The organism is Candidatus Pelagibacter ubique HTCC8051 (genome assembly GCF_000472605.1).
Classification (GTDB): Bacteria; Pseudomonadota; Alphaproteobacteria; order Pelagibacterales; family Pelagibacteraceae; genus Pelagibacter; species Pelagibacter communis_B.
Genome location: NZ_KI421440.1, coordinates 353,236 through 368,582, shown reverse-complemented (window position 1 = coordinate 368,582; position 15,347 = coordinate 353,236). Strand labels below are relative to the sequence as shown.

16 protein-coding genes are annotated in these 15,347 nt (G+C 30.4%); 10 read left to right on the top strand and 6 right to left on the bottom strand.

Features of this window, described 5'->3' with window-relative positions:
- Positions 1-12 precede the first annotated feature (12 nt).
- Complete coding sequence (locus F754_RS0101935; RefSeq protein WP_023648234.1) at positions 13-996, top strand: phytanoyl-CoA dioxygenase family protein; 984 nt, start codon at positions 13-15, stop codon at positions 994-996.
- 6 nt (positions 997-1,002) lie between these two features.
- Complete coding sequence (locus F754_RS0101930; RefSeq protein ID WP_023648233.1) at positions 1,003-1,926, top strand: 3-phosphoglycerate dehydrogenase; 924 nt, start codon at positions 1,003-1,005, stop codon at positions 1,924-1,926.
- Here F754_RS0101930 and F754_RS0101925 read toward each other — a convergent pair.
- Positions 1,919-3,001: a Gfo/Idh/MocA family oxidoreductase gene (locus tag F754_RS0101925; RefSeq protein WP_023648232.1), complete on the bottom strand. Its 1,083-nt coding sequence runs from the start codon at positions 2,999-3,001 to the stop codon at positions 1,919-1,921. The genes F754_RS0101930 and F754_RS0101925 overlap by 8 nt on opposite strands.
- A gap of 31 nt (positions 3,002-3,032) precedes the next feature.
- Positions 3,033-4,337: a c-type cytochrome gene (locus F754_RS0101920; protein ID WP_027303424.1), complete on the bottom strand. Its 1,305-nt coding sequence runs from the start codon at positions 4,335-4,337 to the stop codon at positions 3,033-3,035.
- Between the two features lie 33 nt (positions 4,338-4,370).
- Here F754_RS0101920 and F754_RS0101915 point away from each other — a divergent pair, with 33 nt between their 5' ends.
- Positions 4,371-4,841, top strand: a complete 471-nt coding sequence (locus F754_RS0101915; protein ID WP_023648230.1) for a sel1 repeat family protein — start codon at positions 4,371-4,373, stop codon at positions 4,839-4,841.
- 39 nt (positions 4,842-4,880) lie between these two features.
- Here the strand turns inward: F754_RS0101915 and dctP are convergent, their stop codons facing one another.
- From dctP to F754_RS07540, 3 genes are all read right to left on the bottom strand, one after another.
- Complete coding sequence (gene dctP / locus F754_RS0101910) at positions 4,881-5,933, bottom strand: TRAP transporter substrate-binding protein DctP (protein WP_051332830.1); 1,053 nt, start codon at positions 5,931-5,933, stop codon at positions 4,881-4,883.
- A gap of 85 nt (positions 5,934-6,018) precedes the next feature.
- Positions 6,019-7,308 (bottom strand): TRAP transporter large permease, encoded by a 1,290-nt coding sequence (locus F754_RS0101905; protein WP_023648228.1) that lies wholly within the window; start codon positions 7,306-7,308, stop codon positions 6,019-6,021.
- A complete protein-coding gene (locus F754_RS07540) occupies positions 7,308-7,796 on the bottom strand; it encodes a TRAP transporter small permease (RefSeq protein ID WP_082254678.1) in 489 nt (162 codons plus the stop codon). Before F754_RS07540 ends, F754_RS0101905 begins: the two co-directional genes overlap by 1 nt.
- Positions 7,797-8,018: 222 nt before the next feature.
- Here F754_RS07540 and F754_RS0101895 point away from each other — a divergent pair, with 222 nt between their 5' ends.
- A complete protein-coding gene (locus F754_RS0101895) occupies positions 8,019-8,984 on the top strand; it encodes a hydroxyacid dehydrogenase (protein ID WP_034390974.1) in 966 nt (321 codons plus the stop codon).
- A 41-nt stretch (positions 8,985-9,025) separates the two neighbouring features.
- Here the strand turns inward: F754_RS0101895 and iolE are convergent, their stop codons facing one another.
- Positions 9,026-9,928 carry a myo-inosose-2 dehydratase gene (gene iolE / locus F754_RS0101890; RefSeq protein ID WP_023648225.1) on the bottom strand — a complete coding sequence of 301 codons (903 nt, stop codon included), beginning with the start codon at positions 9,926-9,928 and terminating at the stop codon, positions 9,026-9,028.
- Between the two features lie 140 nt (positions 9,929-10,068).
- Here iolE and iolG point away from each other — a divergent pair, with 140 nt between their 5' ends.
- From iolG to moaA, 6 genes are all read left to right on the top strand, one after another.
- Positions 10,069-11,070, top strand: a complete 1,002-nt coding sequence (iolG, locus tag F754_RS0101885; protein ID WP_023648224.1) for an inositol 2-dehydrogenase — start codon at positions 10,069-10,071, stop codon at positions 11,068-11,070.
- Between the two features lies 1 nt (position 11,071).
- Complete coding sequence (locus tag F754_RS0101880) at positions 11,072-11,926, top strand: SDR family oxidoreductase (RefSeq protein ID WP_034390971.1); 855 nt, start codon at positions 11,072-11,074, stop codon at positions 11,924-11,926.
- Positions 11,927-11,946: 20 nt separating this feature from the next.
- A complete protein-coding gene (locus F754_RS0101875; protein WP_023648222.1) occupies positions 11,947-12,789 on the top strand; it encodes an amidohydrolase family protein in 843 nt (280 codons plus the stop codon).
- A 3-nt stretch (positions 12,790-12,792) separates the two neighbouring features.
- Entirely contained in the window at positions 12,793-13,755 is a 963-nt protein-coding gene (locus F754_RS0101870) for an aldo/keto reductase (RefSeq protein ID WP_023648221.1), read from the top strand.
- A gap of 132 nt (positions 13,756-13,887) precedes the next feature.
- A complete protein-coding gene (locus tag F754_RS0101865; RefSeq protein ID WP_023648220.1) occupies positions 13,888-14,214 on the top strand; it encodes a GYD domain-containing protein in 327 nt (108 codons plus the stop codon).
- A gap of 139 nt (positions 14,215-14,353) precedes the next feature.
- Positions 14,354-15,346, top strand: coding sequence for a GTP 3',8-cyclase MoaA (moaA, locus tag F754_RS0101860; protein ID WP_023648219.1), 993 nt, complete (start codon positions 14,354-14,356; stop codon positions 15,344-15,346).
- Position 15,347: the final 1 nt, after the last annotated feature.

The following is a 15,347-nucleotide window of genomic DNA, read 5'->3' as shown; positions in this document are numbered from 1 at the left end:
TAAGTTTAAAAAATGAAATCATTGACTAAAAAAAAATTTGAAGAACAGGGATACGCAATAGTAAAAAATATTTTAAATTTTGATAATGATCTGAAACCTATTTTAAATGATATGGAATATGTAATGGATAGACTAATTCATAAATTCTCTCCTAAAAGAAAAATATCAAAAGCTTTAAAATTTAAATTTGAAAAAAAATATCAATTTGTATCTTCTCTTAATATTTTTGATCTAGATCAGTATTTCAATACTCGACTACCTAGAGACCATGTTAAAAAAGATAGCGATTACTTTGCAAGCCATTCTCTTTGGAATTTAATTAAACATAAAAAAATACTTAAAGTTGTTGAGAAAATACTTGGCTCTGAAATACTTTCTAATCCAGTTCAAAACACAAGGATAAAACAACCAGAAAAAACATTGCCTAAAAAATCAATTCATGATGGTTTAAGCGGAAGGACACCTTGGCATCAAGATGCAGCAGTATTATCTACTAAAGGTCAAAAAAAAACTGAACTTTTAACAGTATGGATACCTTTTACAAAAACAACTAAGAGAAATGGATGTATGATTACTATTCCTGGAATAAATAAATTAGGATTATTAAATCATCACTCTGGCTACAGAGGACAAGTCGAAATAAAAGACTCAAAATTACTTAACTCAAAAAAAGTAGCTTACTTAGAAGCTAATGTAGGAGATATCGTTTTGCTACACCGACATTCTGCACATTGCTCCATTCCTAATAAATCAAATAATTTTAGAATAAGTGCTGATCTCAGATATAATAAAGCAGGTCAAACTTCTGGTCGGGAGCCATTACCTAGTTTTTATGTAAAAAGTAAAAATAAAAAAAATATTACTATTTCAAATTTTAAACAATGGCTTGCTCTATGGGAAAAAGCTAAAGAAAAATGTATACCTAGAAAATATGCCTTTAAATATCCTTTGCCAACGTTTAAAAATAGCAAAAGAGATCTTTCAAAACTAATATAACAAAATATGACTAAAATCTTAATAACAGAGTTTATTAATCAAGATAGTTTAAACGATCTAAATAATATTTTTGAAATCAAATTTGATGAAAAGCTTTGGGAAAAAAATGAAGAGCTTACTGAAATTATTAAAGATTATGATGGTTTAATTGTTAGAAATAAAACCCAAGTAAGCAAGCATATTTTATCTAACGCTAAAAATTTAAAATTTATTGGAAGGTTGGGTGTTGGTTTAGACAATATTGATACTGAATTTTGTAAAACCAAAAATATTCATGTTCAACCAGCAACAGGTATGAACGCAGACTCTGTTGCTGAATATGTGGTTTCATCTTCAATGTCCTTGATAAAAAAAATTCCAATACTTCATAACGGAACTGTCAAAGGTAATTGGCCTAGAACTACTGTTAAATCTGCTGAAATAAATGGAAAGTGTATTGGAGTAGTAGGTTTTGGTACAATCGGTAAAAAGGTTGCAGACTACAGTTTGAAAAATGGTCTAAATGTTTTGGCTTATGATCCTTATATTAAGGAGTTAGGTGATAATGGAAAAGATTATAGGTTATCTTCATTAGAAGACATATTTCAAAATGCAGATATTATTTCTTTACATCTTCCATTAACAGAAGAGACAAAAAATCTAATCAATAAGTCTTCATTCTCTAAAATGCAAAAACATCCAATAATAATTAATACGTCAAGAGGTAGTGTTGTTAATGAGAATGATCTTATAGAAGCTTATAATCAAAATTTAATTTCAGGTTTTGCATTAGATGTTTTTGAAAATGAACCTATTACAAATGATTTATATGAAAAAATAAAACCTGATATGAATTGTATTCTTACACCTCATATTTCAGGAGTTACAACAGAGTCAAATGTAAGAGTAAGTAATTTTATCGTAAAAAAGACGATCGAATTTTTTAAATAATTATCTCGTTCAATTTAACTACTCTTCCAAGCTTAATAGACATTTCTGCAGCTTCACCTACAGCAACAGCAATTAAACCATCTTTTAAAGATACCTCTGGATTTAATTTATTTTTTACTGCATTTATAAAGGCTAAATGCTCATAATAAGTTGATCCATGATGGTGACCTGCTTCAAGTATTTTTGAATCTACACTAATAGTTGCTAATTTAGTTTTTCCATCTCTCATACCAATTCTAAGATTAGAAGAGGTTAAACCAGACTCATTTGATGGAACTGAAGTTTCAATTTTACCAATATTTCCAATGGCAATTAACTCCTCTTGCATTTCAGAATTTTCAGCAAACATACAAAGCTCTAACATACTTCTTGAACCATTCTCAAAATTTACAATTACATATGCATTATCAATAATATCTGGTTTTTTTCCATCATACACCTCATCTAAATGATTAACATCTTGTCCCCCACTTGCATAAACACTTATGGGATCACTTTTAGTTATAAAACGCATTAAATCAAAAAAATGACAGCACTTTTCAACTAAAGTACCACCCGTATTTTTTTCAAATCTATTCCAATCATTTACTTTCTTTAAAAAAGGAAATCTATGCTCTCTAATTGTTAAAGTTTTTAAGTCACCAATTGTTTTATTATGTATTTCTGAAATTAATTTTGCTACAGGTGGCATGTATCTGTACTCCATAGCAGTCCAAAATACTGATGGATAATCTTTAGTTAACTTTTCTATTTCTAAACAATCTTTAGTGTTAGTACACAAAGGTTTTTCAACTAATATATGTTTTTTAGTTTTAATAACATCTTTTAAAATCTGAATATGTGTAAAATTAGGAGATGAAATTATATAAACGTCGACTAAATTTTCTTTAATCAAATCAAGATGATTATTAAAACAAGCAACTTCTTTTTTAATTAATTCTTGGCACTGTTTTATAGACTCATCGTGCGGGTCTGAAAGTGCAACTAATTCAGCCTCATTAATTAAAGATAAATTTAGAATATGTTCTCGAGCCATTGTGCCTGCTCCTATTATTCCATATTTGATCTTATCCATTTTTGCGTTGTATCAGTTTAATTAAATAAAATTAATCAATTGTTAGTCCACTCGGTACTTTTTTTGGTTTACCAAGAGGTCTCTTATTTCCATTTACACCAGTAAGAGACTCTAAAAAAGACACTAGTTGATCAATTTCCTTATCATTTAAATCTATGGGTTTAATATCAATGCTTGATATTATTCTATCTTGCTCTCTTTTATCCAAAAAAGTTACAAAGTCGATTTGTTCTAACCAAGGAGCCTTTGGTAAATTAGCATACTCAGGTTTCCAATTTCTATTCATTTCAATCGGATTTAAATGATGTTTGATTATTTCTTTGAGCGTTGGGTAAGCACCATTATGCCCATAAGGAGCAGTCAACGATACATTTCTTAATGCAGGTGTTTTAAATTTATACATATCTTTAATATTATCAGTTTCAACCATACGACCTACATCGCGTGCATAAGGGTCAAAAGGTCTTGTTCGTCCAGGTCCAAATTGCGGAATTCCTATAGAATGAAATTTTTGGTCAGACAATAATGATCCTGAGTGACATGAACTACAATTTGCTTTTCCATAAAATAATTCCATTCCTTTAATTTGTTTTGAAGTTAAAGCTTTTTTGTCACCGTTTAAATAATCGTCAAATGGGGAGTCAAAAGAAGTCCATTCATGAATTTCAAAAGCAGCAATTGAATTAACGATATGTGTAATATTAATATCTAAAGAACTATCTACATCTTCAAAAGCATTTTTAAATAACTCAACATACTCAGGTATTGCTCTAATTCTATTGGATATCACTGGCCATACAGCATCAATTCGCATGCTATCTTTTCCGACTTTTGAAACTAGTCCTATTATTTCGTTTTCACCTGGATTGCCTGCCATTTCAAATTGTCTAGTCATTGGAAACAAAGCTTGTACTGCAACAATATTATCTAAACCCTTTGGAAGAGCTTCCTGAGCTGGAGTATTAAAGTTATTACCAAACATATTTGATTTAGTTACCCTTCCATCATGTAATAGTGTTGTTATTTCTTTAAATCCTAAATTCCATAAAGCTAATGAATTTCTGGGTATTCGTTTTTTGATCCTATCTACTCCAATTCCAGCAGTTCTACTTAAACCAATACCACTTCCACCCTCTCCAATACCAAGTGAAAGTCCATCAGTACCTCCTAAGTCGTGACTATGACATGTTGCACAGGCAATATTACGATTTGCAGATAAAATTTTATCATGAAACAAAAGTCTACCGATTTTAACTTTTTCTGTATCCACTTGATGAAAATCATCATTGGTTAAAGGTTTTGGTAGTTCAATTGCGTATGTTTTATTTACTGAAATTAAAAATGGAACTATAAATAAAATAATTTTTAAATGATTAAGTATATTTTTATAATTTTTTTTATTCCCTCTATTGTTTTTGCTGAAATTGAAAATGCAAGAGATTTGATGGAAGAAGGAAAATTTGAAGAAGCTATGGAAGAACTTATACCAGCAGCTAGGTCTGGGAATGCAGATGCTGAAGAACTTATTGGAATTATGTATGCTATGGGTCTTGGAGTTGAAAGAGATGATGTAAGAGCTTTTGAATGGTATCTTAGATCTTCTATGAAGGGTCACCCTGGTGCTCAATCTGGTGTAGGATGGTACTATGAAATTGGGAGAGGACTTCCTGCCCCTGATCTTGTCAGAGCTTATATGTGGTACGGCTTGTCTGCTATAGGAGGAGACCCAGATGCTGCAATTTCTCAGGAAGAAGTTATTAAGAAAATGACTCCTGAACAAATTAAAAAAGCTCATATACTTATTAAAGATTACAAATCTTGGATTTATCCTTTTAGGTAATGGAGCGAATTAAAATCCGCCCCATTAATTTATTTTATATTATAAGTCTTTTTTGTAATCACTAGATGCTCTTTTCTCAGCATCAGCAACTGCACTAGTTAAAGCGTTAAAAATTTCTCCACCACCTTTAACATTTGACTTAAACCAATCATAAACTGGGCTTGCAGCTTTCTTGAAACCTGCTTTTTGATCAGGTGTTGGTACATATAAGTCTCCACCACCAGCTACAAAATCCTCATAAGCTTTGATTGATTTTCTTTTTGGAGATGCAAATGTTGCTTGTTGTAAAGCATAGAATCCGTCTGTCACAACTCTTTTAAGATTAGTTGGCATAGACTCATACTTTGCATTGTTCATCCACCAAAGTGCTCCCATATATGCATGTCCATCTAATGTTACATACTTTAGACCTGCATCAGGAAACTTCATGTTCATTATGTCAGTTATTCCATTTTTTGAACCTTCAACTACACCTGTTTGAAAAGATGTAAATAGTTCAGGCCACGGAATAGGAGTTGGTGAGGCACCCAAAGCTTTAACAAGCTCTTGAGGTAAATCAGCTACTACTGTTCTAATTTTAAGACCTTTCATGTCTGATGGATCTGCAACTCTTCTTTTTGTATTTGCAAAGTTTCTCCATCCACCTGTATTTCCAATAGTCATCAATCTAATAGAGTCACTAGAGTCTTTAAGAGCCATTTTTCTCATAGTTCTTACGAAATCACCCTGCATAACATCTTCAGCAATTCTGTCATTTGCCATTAGATAAGGTAAGTCTAAAACTTGAACATATGGGAATACACCCGCAGCTCCGCCAGAAGTAGATATGTAAACATCTATACTTCCATCAGATACACCTTGTAAACACTCAGCTCCTTTTGAACAAAGTTGCGTACCCACAAAAAGTTCTACACCTATTTTACCATTAGATGCTGCTTCAACATAGTTTTTAAAGACTACTGCACCATCATAATCTTCATCTTGATCGTTAGAGTTCATTGTCATTCTAAGATTGTAATCAGCTGCAGAAACAGATGCTGTAAATCCAATCAACAATAATAATGAAAAAAACGATTTAATTAAATTATTCATAATTATTTCCCTCTTGTTAATATTTATGTATTTAGACTATACTTAAAATTATTCAGAGTCTATTATCGATAAAAAAATAAAATAACTATTTAGCAAAACCAGTAATAAGAGGAATAGTCATTGAAATTGCTGGAAAATATGTAATTAGAAATATTACAATTGCTTCCACAGCTAAGAAAGGCAATATTGCTTTTGCTATTGTTTCAACTCTTTCACCGGACACAGATGAAGCAACAAAAAGAACAAGCCCCATTGGAGGTGTAGCTAATCCAACAGTTAAGTTTACTGACATAATTATAGCAAAGTGAACAGGATGAACTCCAAGCTCAACAAAAACTGGTCCTAAGATAGGACCCAAGATTATTATTGCCGGACCTGCATCTAAAAACATTCCAACAATAAATAATAAAATATTAATTAAGAATAATAAAACATATGGGTTATCACTTAATCCTAAGACAAATTCTGCTAGATATTCAGGAGCATGAGATAAACTAACAACAGTTTTAAATGCCATTGCAGCTCCTACTAAAAGAAGTACGACTGATGAAACCATTGCAGCTTTAGTCATTACTTTGGGTATCTCTTTCCACTCTAAAGATTTCAGAACAAATAATCCTATAAACATTGCATAAGCAGCTGCCACTGCAGAAGCTTCTGTGGGAGTGAAAATTCCACCCAAAATTCCTCCAAGAATTATTACTGGAGTCATTAAAGGAAAAAAAGCTTTTAAGGATGCTTTACCTCTTTGACTCCATGTAGTTTTTTTTGTTACAGCTGGAAAATTATATCGCTTTGCCATAAATTTAATGGTAACCATTAAACTTACGCCAACTAAAATTCCAGGAACAATACCTGCAAGAAATAGAGCTGCCACACTCTCACCCATGACATAAGCATAAATAATCATTATTCCTGAAGGAGGAATAATTGGACCAATAACTGAGCTTGCTGCAGTAATTGCTGCTGCAAATTTTTTGGTATAACCTTGTTTTTCCATTGCAGGAATTAACATTGAACCAATTGCAGAAGTATCTGCAACTGCTGATCCAGATAAACCAGCAAAAAGCATTGAAGTTAAAACGTTTACATGAGCCAAACCACCTTTTAAATGACCCATCATTGCTTGACTAAATTCTACTAACCTTAGAGTAATTCCTCCTCTATTCATTAGTTCGCCAGCTAACATAAAAAATGGGATTGCCATTAAAGGAAAACTATCAATACCATTATAAATATTCCTATAAAGCATTGCTCCATCTGTAGATTGGTCGTTCAACCAAAGTAAAATTCCAGGAGCAGCTAACAATCCAAAAAATACTGGTAATCCAATTAATAAAAATAATAAAAATAAGGGAAGAAACCAAATTAACATTATTGAGACTCCAATTTTTGTTTATCTAAATCCTCAGGTAATTCTAACTTTGTAAAGTTACTTAAAAAATTTCTTAAAATTAACTCTATGTTTACTGAAATCAAAAAAACAATTCCAACAGGTAAGGACATATACATCCAGGCTAATCTTATTGGCTCAGCTTTACCCCCGATTAAATTAAAAGGAATTTTAATTGAAGCAGAACTAAATATCCAACCAGCATTAATATGTTTTAAACCTAATTCTAGTCCAATTATCAAAACAAATAATGAAACAATTAATAAAAATAAAGTTAATAAAGTAGATATAATTTTAGGTAAAAATCTTTCCAACATATCAATAGAAACAAAACCGCCCCACCTATAGGCTGAAGGAGCGATTAAACCAGTCATCCACAACATTAAAAATCTTGCAACCTCATCAGGCCATGGTAGTGCGCTGTTAAGAACATATCTAAAGAATACCTGGATCATAATTACAACAACCATTAAAAAAATTGCGATCCATGCAAATTGTCTTCCAATTCTCAGAAAAAAAGTATTGCACTTTTCAAGAAAGTTAAAAAAATAAAGTAGAGTTTTTATAGTTAAATTCACAGTTAAATTTATTTTAATAAGAAAATAATTACAACTTTTTTAAAAAACTATTTTACATTGTTTGATATTTTTCGTATTAGAAAAGCCTTCAATAGAAAGGCTTAAATAAAAATTATGAGTAATAAAAAGAAGATTTTAGTTATCCAAAAAGTTCATGATAAAGGTATGGAAATAATTAATAACCATCCAAATTTTGATGTGGAAGTTACTGATGATGTTTCAGTTGAAAATTTAAAGACAAAAATAAAAGACTGTGATGGTGCTTCAATTAGAATAGCAAAATTGCCAGGTGAGGTTATTAATGAAGCAAAAAATCTGAAAATAATTTCAAGACATGGGGTTGGTTACGACAATATTGATCTAAAAACTGCGAAAGAGAGAGATATAAAAATAGCTATTACAGCTAATGCAAACGCTGTTACAGTTGCTGAGCATGTAATGTTTGTTCTGCTAAATATTGCAAAAAGAAGAGAGCTCTATCACACGACAGTCAGAGATGGCAACTTTAAGGATAGAAATAAATTACCTAAAACTATTGAAGTATGGAAAAAAAATTTCCTAATAATGGGATTTGGTAGAATTGGTAAAGCACTTATTAAAAGATGTTTGGGATTTGAAATGAATGTCTTCGTCTATGATCCCTTTGTAGATAAAGATACAATAGAGAAGCTTGGTGGAAAAAAAGTTGATAATCTTGAAGAGACGGTAAAAACTATGGATGTAATATCTCTACACATGCCTTTAACAGAAAAAACTGAAAATCTTATAAATTATGATTTGCTTAAGACGATGAAAAAAAATTGTATCATAATTAATGCAGCTAGAGGTGGGATTATTCATGAAGAAGATCTCAATAAAGCTTTAAATGAAGATTTAATTTTTGGTGCAGGAATTGATGTGTTTAAAAAAGAACCACCGGAAAATGATAATCCTCTTTTAAAAAATGATAAAGTTTATTTAAGTCCACATACTGCTGCTTTTACTGATGAATGTATGACAAGAATGGGTGTAGAAACAATTAAAAATATTATTGATTATTTTGATGATACATTAGAAAAATCAAAAATTGTAAGATTGTAATAAGAGATTTAGTTTAAAAAATTTAGTTTATTTATTGAAAGTTAGTCTTTATGAGTCTCAACATTACTAAGTTTTAGAGTTTCGGTTAAATACTTGTACCCTATTTTTGCATATTCAAAAGGATTTGCTTTTGCAGGATCTTGCTCTGCCTCTACCACTAGCCATCCTGAATAATTTTTTTCTTTCAATACATCAAACAAAGGCTTGTAATCAATACATCCATCACCTGGAACTGTAAATGCACCCTCTAAAAATGCACCTCTAAAACTTAAATCTTCTTTTAAAGATTTTTCTAAAACACTTTTTCTAATATCTTTACAATGTATATGAATTAATCTTTCGCTAAAATCATTTAATATTTTTAACGAGTCTCCTTGAGCAAATAGCATGTGACCTGTGTCTAATGTAAGCTTTACACTATCATGCGTGTTTTCAAGCAATCTAACAGTATCCCCTTCGGTCTCTATTACAGTGCCCATATGATGATGGTAAGCAAGCGGCATCCCTTCATCTTCAAGATATTTTCCAATTTCTGAAATTTTTTCATAATATTTTTTAGACTCTTCAAGATTCATTTGAGGTCTTGTAGATAATTTTCGATTTGGATCTCCTTGAATTGAACCAGAAACTTCAGCAAAAACCATGCAAGGTGAATTACAATCTTTAAAAAGCTTTAACTGATCTTGAATTAGATTTTTTTCTTCATTAATACTATTTGTTCTTAAATTAGCTCCATACCAACCTGAGCAAAGATTTAGATTAAATTCATTAAGTTTAGGAATTAATTCTTCTGATTTTTTTGGAAATTTACCCCCAGACTCAATTCCAATAAATCCTGCTTGACTAGCTTCAGACAAACATTGTTCTAAAGAAGTATCGCCTCCCAATTCAGGCATATCATCATTACTCCATGCAATTGGTGCTATTCCTAATTTTACTGACATAAAAAATTTATTAAAAAGTTAAATGGATTTTTAAATGATGATGTTATATCCATCAAGAAAATTATATTTTTAATTGATGTTTAATTAATCATTAAAAAAATGTTTCTTGATTTTATTTTTTAATTCTGTTGTATATTCTTATGATTAACTTTTCTTTAGTGGGAGCAGGACGTATTGGAAAAATGCATGCTAAATTTATAGCAGCCCATCCAGAAGCAAAATTAAAATATGTATATGATGTTAATTCTCAATTTGCTGAAGAAGTAGCAAAATCAACAGGTTGCTCAATAGCATTTTCACCTGAAGAAGCTATCAAGGCTGACGATATAGACGCAGTTCTAATAGCATCAGCTACTCCAACTCACACTCAATTTATTACAATGGCAGCGAAAGCTGGGAAAGCAATTTTTTGTGAAAAGCCAATTGATTTAGATATCAATAAAGTTAATGAGTGTATGGAAAATATTAAGGGAACGGACGTTCCTATTCAAATTGGCTTTAATAGAAGATTTGATGCCAGTCATGCAAAGGCGCAACAAGCAAAAGTAAAAAAAGAAATTGGTGAATTGGAAATGATTGTTATTACAAGTAGAGATCCTGAGCCTCCTGGAATTGACTATTTAAAAGCTGCAGGAGGATTTTTTAGAGATACTACTATCCATGATTTTGATTTAACTAGATTTATATTGGGTGATGATCCTGTAGTTCAAATATCTGCATTTGGAGATGCTTTATTTGATAAAAATGCGCAGCAGGAAAAAGATCATGATACTGCTATGTTTATTTTAAAGTCAAAAAATGGAGTTTTAATTCATATAAATAATTCTAGAAGAGCTGTGTATGGTTATGATCAAAGAGTTGAGGTATTTGGTAGTAAAGGTATGGTAATTTCAAACAATCAAACCCCTACTTCTCTAGAAAGATACACAAGTACATCTACAAATGAAAAAGAGCCTATACATTTCTTTTTTATTGAAAGATACGAGCAAGCTTACAGAGATCAATTTAATGAGTTTGTAAAATGTGTTGAAGATAAAACAAAACCATTAGTTGGATTTGAAGACGGTAGAAACGCTTTGATAATAGCTAATGCAGCATATGAGTCGCTTGAAAGTGGTAAAGCAATAGATATAAAATTCTAATATGTCCAATAAATATATATCTGAACAATCTAACCAATTTAAAAATAAAATAATAATTGTAACAGGAAGTACTCAAGGAAGTGGAGCTGAGACTGCAAAATTACTAGCAAGCAGAGGTGCTAAGGGAATAACTATCTGTGGAAGAAATAATGAAAAAGGAAACAAGGTAAAATCTGAAATAGAAAGTATGGGTGCAGAATGCCTATATGTTCAAGCTGATTTAGAAAAACTTGCAGACTGTAAAAAAATAGTTTCTGAAACTGATAAAAAATTTAACACAGTAGACTCTTTTATAAATGTTGCTGCTTTTACAGAAAGAGGAACGATCTTAAGCACAACAGAGGAAAATTATGATAAAAATTTTAACGTAAATGTCAAAGCTCCTCTTTTTATGATGCAAGATGTTATAAAAATAATGATAAGAGATAAAAAAAAGGGAACTATTGCACATATTTTATCAATGGCAGCTTATAGTGGTATGTCTTTTTTAACTGCTTATAGCGCTTCAAAAGCAGCTTTGGCAATAATGATCAAGAATGTTGCTAATTCAGTTTCAGGACACCAAATAAGAGTTAATGGCGTAAACTTAGGTTGGACTGACACACCAGCAGAAACAACGATACAAAAAAAATTTCATGATGCTGATGACAATTGGCTTAAAGAAGCAGAGGCAAAAGTTCCATTTAAAAGACTAAATAAACCTTTGGATGTTGCAAAAATACTAGCTTTTTTATGCTCAGATGAGTCTGGTATTATGACCGGAAGCATTGTTGATTTTGATCAAACAGTTGCTGGATGGCACTCCTATTCAGCTTATGATACTAAAATTTTAGATGACAGTATCTTGGGTGAATAATTCTTTATATAATTAGTTAAATGAAAATAATTGATGCACATCAGCATTTTTGGGATCCTTCAAGGGGAGATTATCATTGGATGCCAAAAGATAATTCAATATTAAATCGAAAATATGAAGTTAAAGATTTATCTCAAGTTTCTAAATCAATTGATTTACACAAAACTATTTTAGTTCAAGCTGCAGCAACTAATGAAGAAACTAATTATATATTGGCTATAGCTGAAAATTCAAATTTAGTCTCTGGGGTTGTTGGATGGGTAAACTTTGAAGATCCAAATCAATTAGAACAATTAAAAAGTTTTGCTAAAAATCCAAAATTTGTAGGTGTTAGACCTATGATACAAGACATCCCTGACAAAAATTGGGTTTTAAATAAAGATTTTGATATTTTTTTTAAAACTATAATTGATCTTGATTTGGGTTTTGATGCACTTGGGTTTCCAATTCATTTAAATAATTTTTATATTATTGCTTCCAAGTATCCATCTTTAAGATTTGTAATTGATCATTTGATGAAACCAAAAATTTGTAATAATGATCAAAAAGAATTTGATCATTGGAAAAATGTAATGAATAAATTGTCTAATTTAGATAATGTTTATTGTAAGTTTTCTGGAATGGTTACTGAGGCTTGTGAAAATTGGACTGAAAATGATTTAGGACCTTATACAAATGAAATTTTAAAAATATTTACAGATAAAAAAATATTATGGGGGTCTGATTGGCCAGTATGTAATTTAAGAACAGATTATATTGGTTGGTTTAATACTGCACAAAATTTAACTAATAATTTGAGTTTAGATCAAAAACAAAATATATTTTATGAGAATGCGATAAAATTTTATAAACTAAAAATTTAAATTATGAAAAAAAATAAAATAAAAGATACAGAATTAGAGGTTACAGAGTTAAGTTTTGGTACTTCTTCATTAGGTAGTATGCCAGACACTTACGGTTATGAAGTGTCTGAAGAAAGAGCTCAAAAAACTCTAAATAGATTTTTTCAAGGTCCTGTTAATATGCTTGATACTTCAAGAAATTATGCAATGGGTGAAAGTGAAAAAAGAATTGGAAGAGCAATTAAAGAAAATGGTGGTTGGCCTAAAGATTTTCTTTTATCTACAAAACTAGACAGGAATATGGACACCTTAGTTCTTGATAAAAACAGAGCTAGAGAGTCTTTAGAAGAAAGTTTGAAAACTTTAAATGTAGATTCTGTTGATATTTTATTTTTACATGATCCAGAATATGCAAAAGACATTACTGATATCACAAAAAAAGATGGAGCAATGGATGAGTTATTTAAGATTAAAAATGAAGGTCTTGCTAAAGCAGTAGGTGTTGCAATGGGTAAAGTAGATATAATGTTTCCTTTGCTAAAAGATTGGGATTTTGACGTGATAATTAATCATAATAGATATACTCTAATAAATAGAGAGGCTAATAAAATGTATGAATATGCTTCTAGTAAAAATATTGCAATTTTTAATGCAGCTCCTTACGCTGGTGGAGTTTTGGCTAAAGGTCCTGATAACTTTAAAAAAATAACCTATCAGGATGCTACGGAAGAGAAATTAGCCCCTGCTCGTGAATTTGAAAAAGTTTGCAAAAAACACAATGTGGAATTAGGAGCAGCTGCACTTCAGTTCTCTTTAAGAGATAATAGAATTACCTCAACCATATGTGGCGTAACCAGTGTTGAAAGTATAGAAAAAAATTTAGCTTGGGCCAATGCAGAAATTTCTGATGAATTTTGGAGTGAAATATCAAAACTACCATTTTCAATCAACGATCCTGAATCTGAGAGAGTTTTTACCCCAGGATAATTTTGAGAGAATATAAATAATTTATTCATTTAAATTACCCTAAAATTATTAAAAAAATCATTAGTGTAACAATTTTGACCTACTAATTATTTCTTTTTTTAATTAAGATATTAGAAAATAAAGGAGGTCTTAATGGCAAAATATTTTGTTATGGGAAATTATACAGCAAAAGCTTTTCAAGGATTTATGAAAGATCCAACTCAAGATAGATCTGTTGCTGTAAAAGCACTTACTGAGTCAGTTGGTGGAACTTTTGAGTCTTTCGCAATTACTCGGGGTCCGTACGATTTTATAGCTGTTACTTCTGGTGATATGCCTTTTGAAAATTTTGCTGGAGTAAAATTAGCTGTAGAAGCTAGTGGCACTGTAGAAAATATGGTTATCCTTGAAGAAATGGATATGAATAAAGCTGCTGAACATGCCGCTAAAGCTATGAGTGGGTACAAACCTGCTGGCTAAATATAAATAACTTCCAGTCTTTTGACTGGAAGTTAAAAATCTTCAGATATTGCTACATCTTTTTTAAAATCATTAATCTAATATTGTAGTAAGATTTACGACATGGTAATTTTTATATATTATTATAAAAGATATATTAATAGATATGCTTAAAGATAATTTTGGAAGATCTTTCCCCTATATTAGAATGTCTATAACAGATGTTTGCAATTTTAAATGTGGATATTGTTTGCCTAACGGGTATCAAGTTGACAAAAGCGATAACAGAAAATTTCTTCATTTAGATGAGATAAGACGTCTTGCAAAATGTTTTTCTGAGTTAGGAGTTAGTAAAATTAGAATTACAGGTGGTGAACCAACAGTTAGAAAAGATTTTTTTGATATAATAAAAGTTTTAAAGTTTGACTCAGGTATCAAAAATATAGTTATAACAACTAACGGTTACCATTTAGATAAAAAAGCAAAATTATTAGTGGATAGTGGACTTACTGGAATAAACATAAGTATAGATAGTCTGAATCAAGAAACTTTTAAAAACATTACTGGTCACAACAGACTACCAGAAATTTTACAAGGAATAGAAAATTTACAAAATATTGGTTTTCAAAATATTAAAATTAACGCTGTGCTTTTAAATGGAATAAATTCATCAAGAAAGGATTTTAATGATTGGTCAAAATTCATACAAAAAAATAAAGTTGATTTTAGATACATAGAATTGATGAGAACTGGTGATAATTTAGAATATTTTAAAAAATATCATGTATCATCAAATATTTTTAAAGAATTCTTAGATGAAAATAAATGGATCTATCAGACATTTGGTAAAGATGCTGGACCTTCTATAAATTATATAAACCCTAAATTTAAGGGCAAATTTGGAATTATAGCTCCCTATTCAAAAGATTTTTGTAAAACATGTAATCGATTAAGAATTACGTCTAGAGGTGATTTAAGATTATGCTTGTTTGGAAATACAGGGATAAATTTAAGGCATCTCATTCAAAAAGATGATCAACTTAATGAATTAAAAGACTTAATATTAAAACAAATGCAATTTAAAAAAGAGTCCCACTATTTAGAATTAGGAGATACCGGATCGACTAAAAATTTATCAAAAACTGGGGGATAAA